Here is an 18,576-nt window from a genome sequence, read left to right on the forward strand (position 1 = left end):
ATGAAACGCTCTTTGAAAACGGCGTTTCGGCGCGGCAGCGCCATCATTACTGTGAATTTGTCCGAGGAGAAGACGTGGACGCCCGATTGAATGCTTTTCTTGAGCGCGCCGATGCCGTTCTGGCCCGCATCGAGCCCCTGTTGCCCGCTCCCCGGCCCGCCATCGACTGGACGGTGACCTTGGCTGCCCGCTGGCAGCGCGACGGACGCAGCGGCTATCTGCTGCCGCTGCAGGTCAGCCTCGACATGCGCCTGTCGGACCTTATCGGCGTCGACCGCCAGGTCGAGCAACTGGGCCGCAACACCCGGCAGTTCATCGACGGCATGCCGGCCAACCATGCGTTGCTCTGGGGCTCGCGGGGAACGGGCAAGTCGTCCCTGGTGCGTGCCTTGCTGGCCGAGCATGCCGGAGATGGCCTGCGGTTGATCGAGATCGAGCGCGATCACCTGGCCGACTTGCCCCGAGTGGTCGAGCAGATCGCCAGGTTGCCCCAGCGCTTCGTGTTGTTCTGCGATGACCTGTCGTTCGAATCCGGTGAGGGTGATTACCGCGTGCTTAAAAGTGTGCTGGACGGTTCCCTCGAACAGGCGCCGGACAACGTGTTGTTGTACGCCACGTCGAACCGCCGTCACCTGGTGCCGGAGAAGGAAAGCGACAACGAGAACTGGAAACGGGTCGACGGCGAACTTCATCCCAGTGAAGCCGTGGAGGACAAGATCGCGTTGTCCGACCGTTTCGGGTTGTGGCTGTCGTTCTATCCGTTTACCCAGGAGCATTTCCTCAACGTGGTGGAACACTGGATCGGCGACCTGGCGGCGAAGGCCGGGCTGGCCTGGCAGCGTGACGAGGCGCTGGACGTGCTGGCGGTACGCTGGGCCACCGGACGCGGCAACCGCAACGGCCGTTGCGCCTATCAGTTTGCCCGTTATTGGGTGGGCCTGAAACTTCTGGAGCACAAGGCATGATCGATTTGAAGAGCACGGGCCTAGGCCTCGACGGCTACGGCTTGTTATCGGCACAACTGGAGTCCCTGCTGGCGGATGAGCGCGATTTCATCGCCAACGCCGCGCAGTTTTCGGCTTTCCTGTTCAGTCAGCTGGACGATTTGAACTGGGCCGGTTTTTACCTCAATCGCAACGAGGAACTGGTGCTGGGTCCGTTCCAGGGCCAGATCGCCTGTGTGCGGATTCCTTTCGGGCGGGGTGTTTGCGGCGCTGCAGCCGCGAGCGGCCAGACCCAACGTGTCGAGGATGTCCATGCTTTTCCCGGCCACATTGCCTGCGACAGCGCGTCGAACAGCGAGTTGGTGGTACCGCTGATCAAGGACGGGCGACTGATTGGCGTGCTCGACCTGGACAGCCCGAAGCTGGCGCGCTTCAGCGAACGTGACCAGGCGGGCATCGAGCAATTGGCGGAGATTTTCCTGCGTTTGACCGACTGCTGAATGGGCAGGAACTTCAGTGGGAGCAAGGCTTGCCGGCGATGGCGGCGGCATGGTCGACATCGTTTTCAACTGAGCCACCGATCGCGAGCAGGCTCGCTCCCACAGGGATTGCGGCATGATCAGCATGACCGCAATCCCGCCTGGGCCAACAGGCTGTCCGCGTCGACGTCATCGATCTGCTGCGGATCGAGAAACTGGTTGGCGTAGCTCAGGTAGATCTGTTCATCGATGAACAGCCCGAACAGCTCGGGGTCGATGTGGGCCTCACGGCACATGGTGGCCATGATGCCCAGGGCTTCGCTCAGTTTCTTGGCTTTCTTGTAGGGGCGGTCGGCCGCGGTCAGTGCTTCGAAAATGTCCGCAATCGCCATCATGCGTGCCGGCAGGCTCATCTGCTCGCGCTTGAGCCGCTTGGGGTAGCCGGTACCGTCCATTTTCTCATGATGCCCCCCGGCGATTTCCGCGACATTTTCCAGATGGCTGGGGAAGGGCAACTGGCTGAGCATCAGGATCGTTTGCACCATGTGGTGATTGATCACGTAACGCTCTTCACGGGTCAGTGTGCCCCGCCTGATGCTGAGGTTGTAGAGTTCGCCACGGTTGTATTTCCATTGCGGGACGTCCAGCTGGAAGCCCCACGGGTTGTCTGCCGGGATCAATTCGGCATCGTGGTGCTCGAACAGATGCTCGGGTTTGTCGGCCAGCAACGGTTCCGAGACCGGAAGCGTTGGCTTGGGCGAGCGCGCCTGGCGTCGGTTTTCTTCCCAGGAAACCCCCAGGCGATCATCGAGGGTCCGGGTCCACGGACGTTGGGCAATGCGTTGCAGGCGTTGCAGGTCGGCGTCGGCCATGGCTTCGGCGCCCAGGTTGCAGTGGGCGACGAAGGCAAAGTCGTCGTCGAGGCTGGCCAGCGCCGCATCCCGTGACTGCGCCAGGGAGGACGGCTCGCCACCCATTGCCAGGGCCTGCCAGTAATCGATCCAGGCGTCGCGTTTCAGCACTTCGAAACGGGTGCGGATTTCGTGGATGCGGTCGTTCAGGGTTTCCAGTTTGGTGGCTTTGTCCACCACGTACTCGGGAGTGGTGACTTTTCCGCAATCATGCAGCCAGGCAGCGATGTGCAGGGCTTCCCACTCATCTTCCGTCGGTCGGTAGGCCTTGAACGCCGGTGTCTGGCTGGTGGCGGCGGCCTGGGCGAGCATCAGCGTCAGGACTGGCACTCGCTGGCAATGGCCACCGGTGTAAGGGCTCTTGGCATCGATGGCACCGGCCAGCAGTTGAATGAATGAATCCAGCAATTGTTTTTGCCTGGCTTGCAGGCGCTGGCTTTCGATGCTCACGGTAGCGGCACCGGACACGGCCTGCAGGAACGCGATGCGGTCCGGTTGCAGTTTTTCCAGGTCGGCCTCGGTGCCGCTGTCGTTGATCAACAGCACCAGGATACCCACGGTTTCCTGATGACGATTGCGCAGACGGATGCCGATCAGGTGCACGCGTGGAGCGTCCAATGCCCGCAGGACGCCTTGCAGGTCACCCGCCTGCTCGAAACCCAGGGAAGTGACGAGGTTATCCGAGACAGCCAGTTGCTGGAGCCATGGAGGGCTGTCGTTGCTGCTCAGCGCATGGCGCTGCAACTGGAAAGCGCCCAGGTCCTGTGGGGTCTGCTCGATCACCAACCCATAGGGTTTCATCTGATCGCTGTCGTTCTCGCGCAGGTAGATCAGGCCGGCTTGGGCCTGACCGATGTTCACGGTCTCGAACAGCACCCGCTCCAGCAGCGGGGCGAAGCGGGTTTCGGCGCGCAGGCTGGCGGTAATTTCGAAGAAGCTTGCCAGGGTCTCTTTCATCCGGGCCATCGAGAGGCTCAGCTGATCGACCTCCAGCACCAGGGAGCGGCGGGCCATCGGGTAATGGAAATCGAAGCTGCGAATGGCATCGGCCTCTTGCACCAGCGCGTCCAGAGGCTTGACCAGTATCCTGGAGGTCAGCCAGCCCAGGGGCAGGCACAGCAGCAGGGTGACGAGGGTAATCAGCGCGCCTTGCCAGCGCATGCGATAGGCGTCGACCAGCAGTTCATCTTCCGGGACCAGCAACGCCAGTTCCAGGCCCTGGGGACCGCCTTCCTCCATATGGCTGCGGGAAACGATCCATCGACGTCCAGCCACCTCCAGGCGTGAGGCATCACTGCGCGCGTCCAGCACGGCGGCGATGGCCGGATTGAGGTCGCGGGCCTTGATCAGGCGTGCCGAGTGGGTATCGGTGAGTAAGCGGTTGCTGTCGGGGTAGCCCACCGCATTGCCAAGAGGGTCGAGCAGCACAATCTCGGTGTCGGTGGTGACCTTGTGCTTGGCAAGGGTCTGGGAAAGAGCCGCCAGGGTCAGGTCGGCACCGATGACCGCCTGGTCGCCGCTACGTCGGGCGAGGGTGGTACCGATCTCGTGGGTGGAGAAGAACACGTAGGGCTCGGTGGTGATCTGGCCGGCCGTTTCCAGCGCGCTGCGAAACCAGCTTCGGCGGCGTGGATCGAAGGTGTCGCCGGGGTTGTCCTGGCGACCGATGAGCACCAGCGCCTGGTCGTAGAACAATGACTGGGAGCGGATCGGGCCTTCAGGGTTTGCGCGTTCCACGGTCCAGACCTGATAAAACGCGTTGGCAGGCGCTTTCAAGGCGGTCTTCAGTGCCTCGGTGCGTAGCGGCCGGACCATCAGGAAGTCACCGTTGCTATCGCCCAGATACAACGAAGCCAGGTTCGGGTTGTCCCGCAGCGCCTGGCTGAAGGGCCCTAACAGGGCCAGGCGTTGGTCCACGTTGGATGCCTGTGTCGCAGGATAGTCGGCCAGCAGGCTCAACACGTGGCGGATCGGTTCGTAGGTGTCGTACAGGTCCAGGCGCACGTCCTGTTCAATTCGGTTGAACAGCTTTTCACTGCTGGACAGGATGATCTGCGTCGTCTGCCGGTAGTTGAAGACCCCCAGTACCACACCAGTCAGCAACAGAAGCAGAGTGAACATCACGCTGATGTGGACGTGCAGGGGGAACCGACGTTGTTCCGGACGCGGCGCGCTGGGCATTGCAGTCCCTCCAGGAGTCAGGCGTTCTCAATGGTTTTGCACCGCGTTGCATTGACGCGAGCCAGGCAAGGCGCGGAGGGGAACACCATTGAGAACGCCCCTGGTGCGCACTGCCGAGCGAACAGCATAGTAAACCCCGGTTTATTTTGCCTTGGCGATCTCTGTTTCCAGGACCCGTTCCAGCTCGGTCATGGCGTGTTCGAGGGCTCCGGTGCATTCCTCGATCCGGTAACGTGCCAGTGCTTCATGGCAGGCCTGCTCCAGCGCCTCGCATCGCTGGATCAGCAAGGGCGACTGCACGATTCGGGCGGCACCTTTTATCTTGTGCGCCGCTTCGGTCAGTGCCTGCCGGTTCCCGCTTCGGGCGATAGCGAGTAGTTCCTGGCGATCCGATCTGTTGCTGTTGAGCAATTCTTCCAACAGGCGCTGGGTGTACAGGGGATTGCCGCCGGTGAGCGCGTGCAGGTTCTGTACATTGAAAACGTTTGAGCGACTGATGGGTTTGATGGCCTTCATCCATTGGCTGAGTTCGCTCAGGCCGATCGGTTTGAACAGGCAGTCGTCCATTCCTGCGGCTTGGCAGCGTTGTTTTTCCTCAGGCTGTGCATTGGCGGTGAACCCCAGAATGGTGCAGGGTGGCAATCGTTGTTCGGCTTCGTGCTTGCGAATCGCTCCGGCCAGTTCGTAGCCGCTCATGACGGGCATGTTGCAATCGGCAATGACCAGGTCGAAGTCCCCTTCAAGCCAGGTCTTGAGCCCTTCGGCACCCTCATGGGCGACCTGGTAGCGATGGCCGAGATATTCCAGTTGTTGCGACATCAGCAAGCGATTGGCCGAATGGTCGTCCACCACCAGAACGTTCAGGGCGGCCGTGGCGGTTTCTATTACCGGTTCAGGCTGTGTGCCCGTCGTGGTCGGGGGCAGAACGGTCAGCTTCAGGCAGACCCTGACCTGGGTACCGGTGCCTGGCTGGCTGTTCAAGTGCAGGCTACCGCCCATCATCCGGCACAGGTTGCGACTGATCACCAGCCCCAGCCCGGCACCCTTGCGGGCCATCCGGCCGGCATTGTCGGCCTGGGCAAAGGGTTCGAACAGCCGTTGCAGGTCGGTGGGGCTGATGCCGATGCCGCTGTCGCTGACTTCAAGTTGCATGTGCAGGGTATCGTCCTGGGCGGATCGAGTCAGTCTGACCTCGACCCTCACCCAGCCGTGTTCGGTGAATTTGAGCGCATTGCTGATCAGGTTCGAAAGCACCTGTTTGAACCGCAGAGGATCCACCAGCACATCAGGATTATCGTCCGCTGGTTCGAACCGTAATGACAGCACGAGATTTTTCTGCCGCGCCACGCCTTCGAACACTCGTGTCACCGATTGCAGCATCGCCCTGAGATTGACCCGTTCGGGTGCCAGGCTCAGGTGACCCGATTCGATGCGCGCGATATCCAGGATGTCGCCAATCAGCTCCAGCATGCCGGAGGCCGATTCGTAGGCCACTGCGATTGTCGAGCGATCCACGTGCCCTTTATCGGCGTGCATCAACGCCAGTTCAAGCATGCCGATCACAGCGTTCATGGGGGTGCGGATTTCATGGCTCATGGTTGCCAGGAAGGTGCTTTTGGCCCGGTTCGCGTCATCGGCCCGCTCCTTGGCGGCTCGCAACTCATCGAAAAGCTGTCGTCGTTCACTGATGTCGATCCAACCACCGATAATGCCCTGTACCTGGGCAGCGGAGTTTCGATAAGGGAGGATCCAGTGATAGATCGTCAGCTTTCTGTCCCCGATGTGCAGCGGCCGGTCCACGATCAGGGCAGTGCCTTCGGCCATGACGCGTTGATAGTCCGCCTGGTATTCCTGCGCTTCGAAGGCGTTGCTCATCGATCCGGGCATCACGTCCTTGCCGATGACGTCTTCACGTTTTGCACCGAACACTTCCAGGTAGCTGTCATTGCAACTTTGCAGGACGCCGTTGCGATCCCTTACGTAAATGGGGTGAGGGGTGCCGTTGACCAGTGAGCGCATGAATTCAAGCTGGTCGTTCAACGCCAGTTCGGCCCTTTGCCGTTGGCGGATCTGTCTCTGCATGTAGGCGTTCCAGGCCAATGAGATCAGCAATAGCAGGCCAACGCCGGCAACGATCTGGAAGAACAGGCGGTTATAGGTTCGCCAGGTGTGTTCCGATGCCGAAACGTAGCCTCGCCAACGGTTGTTGATCACGCCCAGTTCGTCGGGGTCGATGCTGGTCAAGGCTTTGTCGAGAATGGTGTTCAACTCGGTGGCGTTCTTGGCTGTGGCCAGGGAAAACAGGGCCTGCTGGGTGCCAACGGTGCTGCTGATTTGCAGCGTGTCCCGGAATGCGTGCGACGAGAGAAAATAATTGGCCATGACCAGGGCATTCACACTGCCGTCGGCCTGGCCTTGGGCGAGCAGTTCAATGGCGTGCGAGGGGGTTTCGGTCTCGACGATCCTGATGTCTGGATACTGCTTGTGCAACCACTCGATGACCGGGTTGCCCTTGGCGATCGCCAGGGTCCTGGTCCCTAACTGGTCGAGTGTGGCAGGCGTGTCGGACTGCTTTCGAGTCAACAGGACGAACGAACTGTCGACGTAGGGGCGGCTGAATTTCACCTGTTGCTGCCGTTCGCTGCTGGGTACGAGTGCCGCAATCAGGTCGGCCTGGCCGTTCAGCAGCGCGGTAATCGCGTCGCTGTCGTTGCGCTTGTGCTGGATCTCCAGGCGCAGGCCTGTACGCAGCCGGATCAGCTCCAGCAGATCGGCACTGATCCCGCGAAAATCGCCGTCCGAATCAAAAAAAGTGAACGGGGCGAACGTTTCGTTCACGGCGACCCGAACTACCGGATGCCCGGCCAACCAGCGTCGCTCCCGATCGGTCAGTTGTATCCTGTGCTCCGTGAGGTAGAGGTCGGCGCCGGCACTCCAGCGTTTGGAGATCGCGGCTTGCTCGGCGATCGGGATCTGGTTCAGTGTGGTATTGATGATTTCCAGCAGCCGGGTGTCGTGACGTCTTAGCGCAAAACCGAATCCGTAGGATTCATGTTTGCCGAAGCTGGCCATGCGGATGTTGCTCAGGTAGCCCTTGCTGATCATGTAATGAGTGGAAATGGTATCGCCGAGGAATACGTCGGCCTGGCCGAAGGCAACGGCATTTATGGCGTTCTGATAGGACGGGTAGGTGGTGAGGTGCGCCTTTGGGTAGAGTTTTTCGATGTCCTGCAAGGGCAGGTAGTGATAGACCATGCTCAGCCGCAGTCCCTCGAGGTCCTCGTTCAGGGATCGGTTTTCATTGGTTCGGGTGACGAGAACGGGCTGGTCCACGGCATAAGGGGTCGACAGGACAAGATCGGGGTCGCGGGCTTCGAAACCATTGGCGCTACCCAGAAGGTCGATTTGTCCGTGCTTGAGCGCCGCGATCGCTGCCTCACGGGAACCGAATCGCAGGACTTTCATCGGCAGGCCGGTTGCGTCGGCGATGAGCCCGGCGTAATCGGCGGTCATGCCTTCGTAGTCGCGTCCGCTGGTGGACAGATCGAAGGGCGGGTAATCCGGCGCGGAGGTTCCCAGGACCAACTCCTTTCGCCCCAGCAGCCATGCACGCTGGGCCTCATCCAGGTTGACCTTGGGAGAAGCCGCCGTCGAGCGACCCAGAAGTGTGTAGGGCTCGGGCGCACCCGGCGCCGCGGCGAGAAATCCTGCATATAACCCTGCCATCAATAGCAGGAGGCATCCTTTCATGCATCTGAACATCCTGTTTATTCTCACACCAGTGCGTTTCGTTTCGCCATTTCAATCAGTTCTACCAGGGACTTGACCTTGAGTTTCTGCATCAACCGTTTCTTGTAGGTGCTAACGGTTTTATTGCTTAGAAACATACCTTTGGCTATTTCCTTGTTGGTGCGACCCTGGGCAAAAAGTTGCAATACCATCAATTCCCGATCATTGACGTTCTTGAACAGATCCAACTCTATACTGCGCGGATCGTCAGGGCGCATCGGATTCAGTGCCTGGCTGGGAAAATAGTTGTAGCCGGATAATACGGCCTTGATTGCGCTGACAAGTTCGCTGAGGTCTTCCTGTTTACAAACGTAACCGGAGGCTCCGGACTGCATGCACCGGATGCCAAACAGAGTCGGTGACTGTGCCGTGAGCACCAGCGTTTTGAGCGGGGTCGTCATGGCATTGAAGCGCGAGAGGATTTCCAGCCCGTCCAGCTTGGGGATGCTGATGTCCAGGATAACCAGATCCGGCATGCACTCGCGCACCATTTGCATCGCATCGACGCCATTGTCGGTTTCTCCTACGACTTTATAACCTTCGTGCTCCAGAAGCATGCGAACGGCGAGGCGAATGACCGGATGATCGTCGACAATGAAAACGGAGTTCATGAATAAAGTCCCTTGCGAGCTTAAATAAAGCGCGCACCTTAGCCCAGTTAAAGCCGTGGTCGTATGAGGAGACGGGTGTACATATTCAATTTCAGAAGTTTCCTACAAAAAAAGAAGCAGGGTACTACGAGGTAATTAGGTTTTTAGTAGGTAATGGGAATGAGAAGGCCGCGTTTTTATGAGCGGGCTAAAGACCGGGAGAGGGTTTTAGAGCGTCAGCTTTTACAAGCAGGGCGAAAGTATGTTGTCAACACTGTGCAACTTACGTTGCGAATCCGTTGTGGGAGTGAGCCGGCTTCCGAAGCGGAGTGTCAGTCGCCATGAAGGCAAACTGATCGGACGCTATCGTCGGATCGCCGCCCGGAGCAGGCTCGCTCCCACAGGGCAATGTCACTGGCGGGTACGACCGGTCATCTCCTGGGCCATTTCGCTGGCATAACTGTCTGTCATCCCGGCGATGAAATCGATCATCCGCAGGAACGCAGTATGCAAAGGACCATTGGGATCGGGGGCATTGTTCCCCAGCAGGTCGAGAATACGGCGATTCTTGAAGGAGGGTAGGCGGCCTCCATGCTGTTCCAGTGCTGCACCGCAAAAGCCGTTGAGCAGGATTTCAAGCGTGGTGTATGCACCGATTTCATTCAAGGTCTTGCGTTTGTCCTGGAATATTTTCTTGCGCGCCATGTCCTTGGCATTCAACACGCAACGCTTGGCCGGGCCATGCATATGCTCTACCAGATCACCCGGCAACGTGCCGGCCAGTAACGCTTCCTGTTGCTCGACGAACGCCCGGGCGGCGGCGTTGGTCAGGTGTTCGATGGCCTTGCCTCGCAGGATCGCCAGTTTGCGTCGCCGGGAATCCAGTGGCCCGAGCTGGCGATAGGTGTCCGGAATATCGTCGCCCACCAGATCCAGGAGCAGCGACTCCACCTGGGAATAGTCCAGCAGTTCCATTTCCACGCCATCTTCCAGGTCGATCAGCGCGTAGCAGATGTCATCGGCGGCTTCCATCAGGTACACCAGCGGATGCCGTGCCCAGCGCTGGTCTTCAAGTTGTGGCAGGCCGAGCTTGTGGGCAATCTGCTCCAGCAACGGCAACTCGCTCTGGTAGCAGCCGAACTTGTGCTTCTTGTAGCCCAGGGAGTCGGCATGGCGGGCGGTCCAGGGATATTTCAGGTAGGTGCCGAGGGTGGCATAGGTCAGTCGGGTACCTCCATCGAACTGATGGTATTCAAGTTGCGTGAGGACCCGGAACCCTTGGGCGTTGCCTTCGAAGTTGAGAAAATCGCTGCGCTCGGCCTCGCTCATGGCGTCGAGCCAGCCGCGGCCAGCCGCCTGCTGGAACCAATAGCGGATAGCGTCTTCGCCGGAATGACCGAAGGGTGGGTTGCCGATATCGTGTGCCAGGCAGGCGGATTGCACCACCATCCCCAGGTCGCTCGGTTCGCACCAGTCAGGCAGGGCGCTACGGATGGTTTCCCCCACGCGCATGCCCAGGGAGCGCCCGACGCAACTGACCTCCAGCGAATGGGTCAGGCGCGTGTGGATGTGGTCGTTGCTGGACACCGGGTGTACCTGCGTCTTGCGTCCGAGGCGGCGGAAGGCTCCGGAAAAGATGATGCGGTCATGGTCCTTGTGAAAAGGACTGCGGCCCAGCTCTTCCGGGCTGTGTACAGGTTTTCCGAGACGTTCGCGAGTCAGCAGGGTATGCCAATCCAAGGCCGGTTGCTCCGTTGAGATAGAAATGCCCTAGCTTCCCGGTTCGTGAAGCGTCCCGCAAGCCCGTCAGGGCTTGCGTACGTTGCGGGCCAGTTTGATCAGCGGCACCAGGGTCGTTGCCAGTCGGATCAGGCGAATCAGGCCGCCGCTGCGTCCGCTGCGGGTCCGCTTGCCACCGATGAAGCCGAGCAAGGACACGGCTGCCATACCCCAGAGTGGCGCATGCTTGATGCCGAAGCCTTCGTGCCAGCTCTGGCCAAGGCCACGCATCCGCTGCAGCGGTTGCAACAGCTGGCGCGTTTCCTGACGGATTTCCTGGCGATGCATTTCCATGCGCAGGCGCACCAGTGCCTTGCGCATTTCCTGGCGGGTACGGGCTTGAGGGATGTCGGGAAGGCTCATGGCAGCAGGCGCTCCCGGTCGTTGTTCAGTTCTTCGAGTGTGGCGTGGAAGGGTGTCGATTCATCGTAGATCGCTGCCCTGAGTCGAAGGCCGCAGAACAATGCCGCCAACAGATAGAACAGGCACAGGCCGATGATGCCCGCGAGGCGATAGGTGTCCCACACCAGGATCAGCACCAGGGTCGAGAGCCCTACCAGGAGCAGCAAGGCAAACACCAGCGCCAGGCCGGCGAACAACAGGAGGCTGACAGTCCGGGCTTTCTGTTCCTGCAGTTCCATGCCGAACAGTTCAACGTGGCTGTGCAGCAGCCCGAGAAACGCCGCGCCCAGGCGGCGCGCTGAAGAGGCTGTGCCCGATTCGGACGAGCCGGAGTCGTTGATATCCATATCAGCGCCGTGTCGCCAGCAGGCCGATCAGAAAACCCACCCCAGCGGCGATGCCGACGGACTGCCAAGGATTGGCCTGTACGTATTCCTCGGTAGCGATGACTGCGGCCTGGCTGCGTTCGCGCATGGAATCTTCGGTCAGCTTGAGGGTGTCGCGGGCGCGCAGGAGCGTTTCGTGGATCTGGCTGCGCAGCTCATCGGCCTGGTCGCCCGCCAGTGTCGCGGTGTGGTCCAGTAGCCGTTCGGTGTCGCTGACCAGCGTCTGAAAGTCTTCCATAAGGATTTCTTGAGCAGTCTTTGCCTGGGTTCTGGCCATGGGTGAGTCTCCGTAAATGACGTCTGAAGCGTTCGAGTATGAGCCTTGCCGGAAGGTTCAGTGAAAGTGACTGGTACAACTTTTGCTCGGTTTTGGCCCAAGGTTCTGCCATGTACTGGTGCGTCGTCCCGCGCTACTGCGCTGAAGCTGGGCGCAGCCCGCAAAACCTTAACCCAAATAATCAAAACCCGCGAAGCACCCCGCAGCGGAACGTCGCATTGCCATTTTTAACGCACCAAAGCGGTTCGTTGGCCTCCGGCCAGTAAGCGAACTGTTTCAACTTGGTGCGTTGGCAGGTGGGGCGAACCGCTTCGGTGCTTCTTCAACTTTTTCAGGTCTGCCAACACCATGGAAAATATGCAAAGTGCCGTGGACAATCTGGTCCACAGCTCCAACACCCTGTTCATCCTGCTCGGTGCGGTCATGGTCCTGGCCATGCATGCCGGCTTTGCGTTCCTGGAAGTTGGAACTGTCCGGCAAAAAAACCAGGTCAATGCGCTGTCGAAAATCCTCAGCGATTTTGCCGTCTCGACCCTGGCCTATTTCTTCATAGGTTACTGGATTTCCTACGGCGTGACGTTCCTGCAGCCGGCCGCAGTGCTGAGCACCGATCATGGCTACAGCCTGGTGAAGTTCTTTTTCCTGCTGACCTTCGCTGCCGCCATCCCGGCGATCATCTCCGGCGGTATTGCCGAACGTGCACGTTTTGCGCCGCAGCTGTGCGCCACGGTGTTGATCGTGGCATTCGTGTACCCCTTCTTCGAAGGCGTGGTCTGGAATGGTAATTTCGGCCTGCAAGCCTGGTTGCAGACCCGCTTTGGTGCCGGTTTCCACGATTTTGCCGGCTCCGTGGTGGTACATGCCATGGGTGGCTGGCTGGCGCTGGCGGCCGTGCTTCTGCTCGGGCCTCGTAACGGCCGTTACCGGGAGGGGCGCCTGGTAGCGTTCGCGCCATCGAGCATTCCATTCCTGGCCTTGGGTTCGTGGATCCTGATTGTCGGCTGGTTCGGTTTCAACGTGATGAGCGCCCAGACCCTGCCAGGGGTGAGCGGATTGGTGGCGGTCAATTCGTTGATGGCCATGGTCGGCGGTACCGTGGCGGCATTGCTCGTTGGACGCAACGACCCAGGCTTCCTGCACAACGGTCCGCTGGCCGGGCTGGTGGCGGTCTGTGCCGGTTCCGACCTGATGCACCCGGTAGGCGCGCTGGCGACCGGTGCCATTGCGGGCGCCTTGTTCGTCTGGTGTTTCACCGCGGCCCAGGGTAAGTGGAAAGTCGACGACGTGCTCGGTGTCTGGCCCTTGCATGGCTTGTGTGGCGTCTGGGGTGGCATTGCTTGCGGCATCTTTGGCCAGGACGCCCTGGGCGGCCTGGGTGGGGTCAGCCTGGTCAGCCAACTGATCGGCACTGCCCTGGGCATTGTCATCGCATTGGCCGGCGGGTTCGCGGTCTACGGCGTGATCAAGGCGCTGTTGGGGCTGCGCTTGTCTCAGGAAGAAGAGTATTACGGCGCTGACCTGTCGATTCACAAGATCGGTGCGGTCAGCCAGGACTGAGTCGTCACGCGTCCTTGTCCTGGTTACCGGGATAAAAACCATGTAACAGGCGATAGCGATCGTGACGGACCTGATCCACGTGCTGTCGGACCTGCTGTTCCGGCAGCCCGAGCATGATCAGGGCGTGGGAGGCCAGCATCAGGCTCGACTCCAGCAGTTCCGGGACCACTTCGCTGGCCCCGGCGGCCTGCAACTCGGCCAGTTGACTGTCGTCGCGGGTGCGCACCAGGATCGGGACCTGCGGGTTGACCCGCCGGGCCGCCCTGAGCACGGTCAAGGCGATGTCGGTCTTGTCGACCGCGATCACCAGTAATCGTGCGCGGCTCAGCCCCACGGCGGCCAGCAGGTCTCCTCGTCTCGAATCCCCGTAATGCACACTGCTTTCCCCGACGGTGGCTTCCTGGATGATGACCGGGTCATCGTCCAGGGCGACGAAAGCCTGGCCTTCCCGGCGCAGAAACCGTCCGATGGACTGGCCGACGCGTCCGTATCCACAAATGACGACGTGATCCGAGAGGCCCGCGTTCAGCGCGTTGATCTGGTCCAGCTGGGCTTCTTCGTTGGGTTTGCGATGCAGGCGTGCGGCTATGGTGGGTGCGGCCCGCAGTAAGAGTGGCGTGAGCAGCATTGAACAGAACGTCGCCGCCAGCAGCAGGCCACCGATGTCGGCGGGCATCAGGCGGTTCTGTTGCATCAGTGCCATCAAGGCAAAACAGAATTCGCCGCCCTGGGCCAGGGCCAGGCCGCTGCGCCAGGCGGTTTCACCGTCGCTGCCGTGCCATTTCACCAGGATGGCGACCACGCAGCCCTTGATGAGCATCAGTCCCAGGGTCAACCCGAGGATCAGCAAGCCGTCATCGACGAACAGTTGCAGGTCGATCAGCATGCCGATGCTGACGAAGAACAACCCCAGCAGGATGTCGCGGAACGGGCGGATATCGGCTTCGATCTGGTGGCGGTAATGACTTTCCCCCAGCAGCATGCCCGCCAGGAATGCCCCCAGGGCCGGTGAGAGGCCCAGCAGATGGGTCAGCCAGGCGGTCAGCAGCACGATCACCAGGGCCAGCAGCACGAACAATTCGGCGGAGCGAGAGGCGGCGACTTCATGGAACAGGCGTGGCAGCAGCAGGCGGCTGGCCAGCAGCAACCCACCGAACAGGACCAGCGTCTTGCCCAGTGTCAGGGGCAAGGCCCAATACCACGCCTGCGAACTGCCGCCGGCGAACACCGGTACCAGGGTCAGCAACAGCACTGCGACAACGTCCTGGAACAGCAGCACGCCAATGGCGTTCTGCCCGTGGCTGCTGAAGATTTCCCCAAGGCTGGTCAGCTCCTTGCTGACAATGGCAGTCGACGACAGCGCCAGTCCGGCCCCGAGCAGCAACGCGGCCAATACCGGCGCGCCGCAGAGTACCAGCAGCACGCCCAGAAGCGCTCCCGAACACACCACCTGGAGGCTGCCGAGGCCGAACACCACCCGGCGCAGGTCGAGCATCCTGGACAGGGAGAATTCCAGCCCCAACGAAAACAACAGGAACACCACCCCGAGCTCGGCCAGGTCCGGCAGTTCTTCGCTGTCATTCACCCAGTCCAGGGCGGTAGGGCCTATGGCCAACCCGACGCACAGGTAGCCCAACACCGGTGGCAGGTGCAATCGCCTGAACAGGGCGATGACCACCAGTGACGAGGCGAGAATGATCAGCAGGTTGGCAAACAAGGGACACTCCGTTTCAAGGCTTGGTACACAGCGTAGAAGGGGAAAGCTGACCAGGGTTGTCGAAAAGGCATTTGTGTTCAGTGATTTGCATCAGCGTTTTGCTGATGCGGAGACCCGACTCGACGGTTTTCGAGGGCGCGCCTAGAATGACCGTCTATCTCTTATGGGTCTACCAGCCATGCTTCCTGAATGCCAACTGTTCGGTACCGTGGGTTGTCATCTCTGTGAGATCGCTGAGGGTGTGCTGATGCCTTTCGTTGACCATGGCTTGCTCGTAGAGCTGGTGGATATCGGTGATGGTCCGGAGAGCGAGGCGTTGATCGACACCTATGGACTGCGCATCCCGGTGCTGCGCCGGGTCGATACCGGTGTCGAACTTGACTGGCCTTTTGACGCCGATCAGGTAGTCGCCTTCCTGCGCTGACACCCTTCCGTTCATCGTGTCCCCACGTCGCCATTGGCGAAAAGGCTGCATTCGGTTACTGTATGTTCATACAGCTATCTGGAGTGCACCCCTTGGTCAATGTCGAACAATTGAAGAACAGCGTGAACAGGATGTCCGTAGACGTTGTCCGCGAAGCCGTCCTGGAACTGCGCCTGGACGGGTTGGTGACCGAAGGCAAGACACCCTTCAACAAATTGCATTTCAACACCTGTTTCGCTGAGATCGAAGCGCTGTTCCAGCGTGCCGGCTATCACAAGCAACTGGATGTGGTGGGTTATCAGGGGCTGTTGTATGCGTTGTACGACCCAGGTCGCTGGGAGGCGGTGGAGGTGCTGCGTTGGTTGAAGGAGTTCACCGAGGCGGCAGCAGTGGCCTCTGTTCCGGCGTGAGGTAATCATTGCTGGGCTGGCTGGTGCGACTGTCGGATAATGTGGCCCCGCAAAATGTTCAAGAGTGTCCGATGTCCGGTTCATCGTTTACCGCTGCACACCATCAGGCCAGCACGTTGTACCTGCCCCCCGGTTCCTGGCAGACCGTGCTGGAATGCCTGTGCGAGCATTTCAGCGCCATCAGCCGCGAGCAGTGGCTGGATCGGATTGCCCGGGGCCGGGTGCTGGATGCTGAGGGCAAGGCGATTCCTGTCGATTTGCCGTACCGTGAAGGCTTGCGCATTCATTATTTTCGCGAAGTACCCGACGAGAAGCCGATCCCGGTCGTGGAGTCGATCCTGTACGCGGACGAGCATCTGGTGGTGGCGGACAAACCGCATTTCCTGCCTGTCACTCCGGCGGGGGAATATGTCGAGCAAACCCTGTTGCGACGGCTGATCCGGCGGCTGGACAATCCTCATCTGGTGCCCTTGCACCGGATTGACCGGCACACGGCCGGTCTGGTGCTGTTTTCGGCCAACCCCCAGAGCCGATCGGCTTACCAGTCATTGTTTCCAACGCGACAGATCGAGAAACGCTACCAGGCCATTGCCCGTGCGTTGCCTCAGCTGACCTTTCCGCGAGTGCATAGAAGCCGGATGATCGATGGCGACCCGTTCTTCAGGATGCAGGAAGGACCGGGCGAACCGAATACCGAAACGGCCATCGAAATCCTGGAAAGGAATGGCGAGCTATGGCGCTACGGCCTGTCTCCGGTCACCGGCAAGAAGCATCAGTTACGGGTTCATATGAATGCCCTGGGGGCGGGAATCTGCAACGACCCGTTCTACCCTGACGTGCTCAGGGATGCAGAGGATGATTACGCCAATCCCCTTAAACTGCTGGCTCAGGGGTTGCGTTTCATTGATCCGGTCACGGGTGAGGAGCGCATATTCGAGAGCGGTATTACGCTGCAGTGGTAATTTCGGCTTTCCAGCCGCCAACAAAAAGCCCGCAATGTTGCATTGCGGGCTTTTCTGTATCGGGTTGCGGCGTCAGAGCTTACAGATCTTTAACGGTGCGAACCTGATCCTTGTTCACGCGGGTATGTTTGCCGTCCAGTTGTTCGAACTCGTAGAAGCCAGTGTCTTCATCGTACTTTGGGGTGTCGACGGCCTGGATTTCGCGACCGTCATTCAAGGTAATCACTGTAGGCGATGCGCACCCGGCAAGAGTGGCGAGGCCCAGTGCGAGCATGAAAGTGGCGAGGGTCCGTTGTGTCATGGTGTTTCTCCGAAAATGAATTCTTCAGGTTACTGACCTTCAGACGTATACATTGCACGCAAGTTCCTGGCTAGTGGCCTGTACGGTTAATTCGAGTACTCGAATTCGAGTGCCAGGGCTTGCCGGGCAAGGCGCTATGACGAGTCGTAGCCCCGCTACGGCGAGGAATGGCAACGCAGGCTGGCAAGTCCTGGCGCCGAAGTTGAGTAAACGAATTAGCCACACAGGCCACTAGTGGCCTTTATGTCGCGTCAACAGTTCCGGCGTGTTCAGGTTCGCCAAGCGGGGATCATCGGCCGGGCATTGCAGTGCGACGGCCTGCAGTGTGCGCATGATGCGGCCGGGGCTGCGTTCGCCTTCACTCCAGGCCGTTTCGAAAGCCGATGCCAATGCCAGTGGAATGATGCACAGCAGCGGTTCCCAATGTTCGCCGTGGCGCACCATCAGCGGTACATGGGGATGCTGGCTGGCCATCGTGCGCATGCTCTCGAGCAGGCTCGCATCGATCTGCGGTACATCGCACGGCAGCACCAGCAAATACGGATGCCTTGCCGCCTTGAGGCCGGCCCGGATGCCTGCCAGGGGGCCGGGATAATCACCTTCATCGTCATGCACCAAACGATCGGCATACCGTGCGTAGCGTTCAGGGTTGCGGTTGCAGGAGATGATCAGGTCATCGCTCAATGCGCGGGTCTTGCGATGAAGATGGGCGATCAGCGGCTCGCCCTGCCATTCCACCAAACCCTTGTCCTGCCCACCCATGCGTTGTCCGCGGCCACCGGCCAGCAGCAGGATGGAGCAAGATGGCAGCGCAGTGTTCGAGGTCATGGTGTGTCTCCGCACAGGCGAAAAAATCAAGCGCTGTGATATAACACCGGGCTGTTCTCCCTACAACTGGACGAGCCTATGAAAGCCAAGGCTGATGTACCTTTCGTGCCGCTCAATATCGCGGTGCTGACTGTCAGTGATACCCGTACCCTGGAAACCGACACATCCGGACAGGTCTTCGTCGATCGACTCGGCGCGGCCGGGCATAACCTGGCGGCGCGGGTCCTGCTCAAAGATGATCTGTACAAGATTCGGGCACAAGTGGCGACCTGGATTGCCGATGAGGTGGTGCAGGTGGTGCTGATCACCGGTGGCACCGGCTTTACCGGGCGTGACAGCACCCCGGAAGCGGTCGCGTGCCTGCTGGACAAGCAGGTCGACGGTTTCGGTGAGTTGTTCCGGCAGATTTCCGTGGCGGACATCGGCACCTCCACCGTTCAGTCTCGAGCACTGGCGGGCCTGGCCAACGGCACGCTGGTGTGCTGTTTGCCGGGGTCTACCAACGCAGTGCGCACCGGCTGGGACGGGATTCTCGCCGAGCAGCTGGATGCGCGGCACCGCCCCTGTAACTTCGTGGCCCATTTAAAACAGGCGGCTCCTTGTGAATCCCGTGGGTAAACCTGGCAAGACCGGCGCCTT

General features: G+C 60.1%; 17 protein-coding genes. 7 read left to right on the forward strand and 10 right to left on the reverse strand.

All coding sequences use genetic code 11. From position 1 onward, the window contains the following. The first annotated feature begins 74 nt into the window (after positions 1–74). Together PCOSP_RS09160 and PCOSP_RS09165 are read left to right on the forward strand one after the other, a co-directional pair. Positions 75–965 carry an ATP-binding protein gene (locus PCOSP_RS09160; RefSeq protein ID WP_464710890.1) on the forward strand — a complete coding sequence of 297 codons (891 nt, stop codon included), beginning with the start codon at positions 75–77 and terminating at the stop codon, positions 963–965. After that, complete coding sequence (locus PCOSP_RS09165; RefSeq protein ID WP_139646992.1) at positions 962–1,444, forward strand: GAF domain-containing protein; 483 nt, start codon at positions 962–964, stop codon at positions 1,442–1,444. Before PCOSP_RS09160 ends, PCOSP_RS09165 begins: the two co-directional genes overlap by 4 nt. 119 nt (positions 1,445–1,563) lie before the next feature. Here the strand turns inward: PCOSP_RS09165 and PCOSP_RS09170 are convergent, their stop codons facing one another. The 7 genes from PCOSP_RS09170 to PCOSP_RS09200 all read right to left on the reverse strand — a co-directional run bounded on the left by PCOSP_RS09170 (position 1,564) and on the right by PCOSP_RS09200 (position 11,738). Continuing rightward, on the reverse strand, positions 1,564–4,515 hold the full coding sequence (locus tag PCOSP_RS09170; RefSeq protein WP_464710891.1) for an HD domain-containing phosphohydrolase: 2,952 nt from the start codon (positions 4,513–4,515) through the stop codon (positions 1,564–1,566). 141 nt (positions 4,516–4,656) lie between these two features. Next, positions 4,657–8,265 (reverse strand): transporter substrate-binding domain-containing protein, encoded by a 3,609-nt coding sequence (locus tag PCOSP_RS09175; RefSeq protein ID WP_464710892.1) that lies wholly within the window; start codon positions 8,263–8,265, stop codon positions 4,657–4,659. 23 nt (positions 8,266–8,288) lie between these two features. After that, a complete protein-coding gene (locus PCOSP_RS09180; RefSeq protein WP_041020693.1) occupies positions 8,289–8,915 on the reverse strand; it encodes a response regulator transcription factor in 627 nt (208 codons plus the stop codon). A 390-nt stretch (positions 8,916–9,305) separates the two neighbouring features. Next, positions 9,306–10,634: a deoxyguanosinetriphosphate triphosphohydrolase gene (locus PCOSP_RS09185; RefSeq protein ID WP_139646986.1), complete on the reverse strand. Its 1,329-nt coding sequence runs from the start codon at positions 10,632–10,634 to the stop codon at positions 9,306–9,308. 66 nt (positions 10,635–10,700) lie between these two features. Continuing rightward, positions 10,701–11,036, reverse strand: a complete 336-nt coding sequence (locus PCOSP_RS09190) for a hypothetical protein (RefSeq protein ID WP_139646984.1) — start codon at positions 11,034–11,036, stop codon at positions 10,701–10,703. After that, the gene (locus PCOSP_RS09195) at positions 11,033–11,422 is read right to left on the reverse strand and encodes a phage holin family protein (protein WP_139646982.1); all 390 of its coding nucleotides are present in this window, start codon (positions 11,420–11,422) and stop codon (positions 11,033–11,035) included. Before PCOSP_RS09195 ends, PCOSP_RS09190 begins: the two co-directional genes overlap by 4 nt. A gap of 1 nt (position 11,423) precedes the next feature. Continuing rightward, the gene (locus tag PCOSP_RS09200) at positions 11,424–11,738 is read right to left on the reverse strand and encodes an ElaB/YgaM/YqjD family protein (RefSeq protein WP_175362951.1); all 315 of its coding nucleotides are present in this window, start codon (positions 11,736–11,738) and stop codon (positions 11,424–11,426) included. Between the two features lie 348 nt (positions 11,739–12,086). Here PCOSP_RS09200 and PCOSP_RS09205 point away from each other — a divergent pair, with 348 nt between their 5' ends. Further along, positions 12,087–13,295 (forward strand): ammonium transporter, encoded by a 1,209-nt coding sequence (locus PCOSP_RS09205; RefSeq protein WP_464710893.1) that lies wholly within the window; start codon positions 12,087–12,089, stop codon positions 13,293–13,295. Positions 13,296–13,299: 4 nt separating this feature from the next. Here the strand turns inward: PCOSP_RS09205 and PCOSP_RS09210 are convergent, their stop codons facing one another. Further along, positions 13,300–15,012 carry a cation:proton antiporter gene (locus PCOSP_RS09210; protein WP_464710894.1) on the reverse strand — a complete coding sequence of 571 codons (1,713 nt, stop codon included), beginning with the start codon at positions 15,010–15,012 and terminating at the stop codon, positions 13,300–13,302. Positions 15,013–15,190: 178 nt separating this feature from the next. Here PCOSP_RS09210 and PCOSP_RS09215 point away from each other — a divergent pair, with 178 nt between their 5' ends. The 3 genes from PCOSP_RS09215 (at position 15,191) to PCOSP_RS09225 (ending at position 16,808) form a co-directional block, all read left to right on the forward strand. After that, positions 15,191–15,436, forward strand: a complete 246-nt coding sequence (locus PCOSP_RS09215) for a glutaredoxin family protein (protein WP_041020700.1) — start codon at positions 15,191–15,193, stop codon at positions 15,434–15,436. A gap of 92 nt (positions 15,437–15,528) precedes the next feature. Beyond that, positions 15,529–15,846 (forward strand): transcriptional regulator, encoded by a 318-nt coding sequence (locus PCOSP_RS09220; protein ID WP_041020701.1) that lies wholly within the window; start codon positions 15,529–15,531, stop codon positions 15,844–15,846. Between the two features lie 71 nt (positions 15,847–15,917). Beyond that, positions 15,918–16,808 carry a pseudouridine synthase gene (locus PCOSP_RS09225; RefSeq protein ID WP_464710896.1) on the forward strand — a complete coding sequence of 297 codons (891 nt, stop codon included), beginning with the start codon at positions 15,918–15,920 and terminating at the stop codon, positions 16,806–16,808. A gap of 79 nt (positions 16,809–16,887) precedes the next feature. Here PCOSP_RS09225 and PCOSP_RS09230 read toward each other — a convergent pair whose 3' ends face one another. Together PCOSP_RS09230 and mobA are read right to left on the reverse strand one after the other, a co-directional pair. Next, positions 16,888–17,109 carry a YgdI/YgdR family lipoprotein gene (locus tag PCOSP_RS09230; protein WP_041020703.1) on the reverse strand — a complete coding sequence of 74 codons (222 nt, stop codon included), beginning with the start codon at positions 17,107–17,109 and terminating at the stop codon, positions 16,888–16,890. 231 nt (positions 17,110–17,340) lie between these two features. Beyond that, a complete protein-coding gene (gene mobA / locus PCOSP_RS09235; RefSeq protein ID WP_464710898.1) occupies positions 17,341–17,937 on the reverse strand; it encodes a molybdenum cofactor guanylyltransferase MobA in 597 nt (198 codons plus the stop codon). Positions 17,938–18,015: 78 nt separating this feature from the next. On the opposite strand from mobA, the gene moaB reads away from it, so the two are divergent. Further along, positions 18,016–18,555 (forward strand): molybdenum cofactor biosynthesis protein B, encoded by a 540-nt coding sequence (gene moaB, locus PCOSP_RS09240; RefSeq protein WP_047701515.1) that lies wholly within the window; start codon positions 18,016–18,018, stop codon positions 18,553–18,555. The last annotated feature ends 21 nt before the right edge of the window (positions 18,556–18,576 follow it).

The sequence above is a fragment of the Pseudomonas sp. MAFF 730105 genome, from assembly GCF_055380705.1.

Bases quoted from the DNA above. Each gene is read 5' to 3' on its own strand.
- PCOSP_RS09165 (WP_139646992.1), top strand. From the start codon at position 962: ATGATCGATTTGAAGAGCACGGGCCTAGGCCTCGACGGCTACGGCTTG.
- PCOSP_RS09205 (WP_464710893.1), top strand. From the start codon at position 12,087: ATGGAAAATATGCAAAGTGCCGTGGACAATCTGGTCCACAGCTCCAAC.
- PCOSP_RS09200 (WP_175362951.1), bottom strand. From the start codon at position 11,738: ATGGCCAGAACCCAGGCAAAGACTGCTCAAGAAATCCTTATGGAAGAC.
- moaB (WP_047701515.1), top strand. From the start codon at position 18,016: ATGAAAGCCAAGGCTGATGTACCTTTCGTGCCGCTCAATATCGCGGTG.
- PCOSP_RS09195 (WP_139646982.1), bottom strand. From the start codon at position 11,422: ATGGATATCAACGACTCCGGCTCGTCCGAATCGGGCACAGCCTCTTCA.
- PCOSP_RS09170 (WP_464710891.1), bottom strand. From the start codon at position 4,515: ATGCCCAGCGCGCCGCGTCCGGAACAACGTCGGTTCCCCCTGCACGTC.
- PCOSP_RS09190 (WP_139646984.1), bottom strand. From the start codon at position 11,036: ATGAGCCTTCCCGACATCCCTCAAGCCCGTACCCGCCAGGAAATGCGC.
- PCOSP_RS09180 (WP_041020693.1), bottom strand. From the start codon at position 8,915: ATGAACTCCGTTTTCATTGTCGACGATCATCCGGTCATTCGCCTCGCC.
- PCOSP_RS09215 (WP_041020700.1), top strand. From the start codon at position 15,191: ATGCTTCCTGAATGCCAACTGTTCGGTACCGTGGGTTGTCATCTCTGT.
- PCOSP_RS09230 (WP_041020703.1), bottom strand. From the start codon at position 17,109: ATGACACAACGGACCCTCGCCACTTTCATGCTCGCACTGGGCCTCGCC.
- PCOSP_RS09175 (WP_464710892.1), bottom strand. From the start codon at position 8,265: ATGAAAGGATGCCTCCTGCTATTGATGGCAGGGTTATATGCAGGATTT.
- mobA (WP_464710898.1), bottom strand. From the start codon at position 17,937: ATGACCTCGAACACTGCGCTGCCATCTTGCTCCATCCTGCTGCTGGCC.
- PCOSP_RS09225 (WP_464710896.1), top strand. From the start codon at position 15,918: ATGTCCGGTTCATCGTTTACCGCTGCACACCATCAGGCCAGCACGTTG.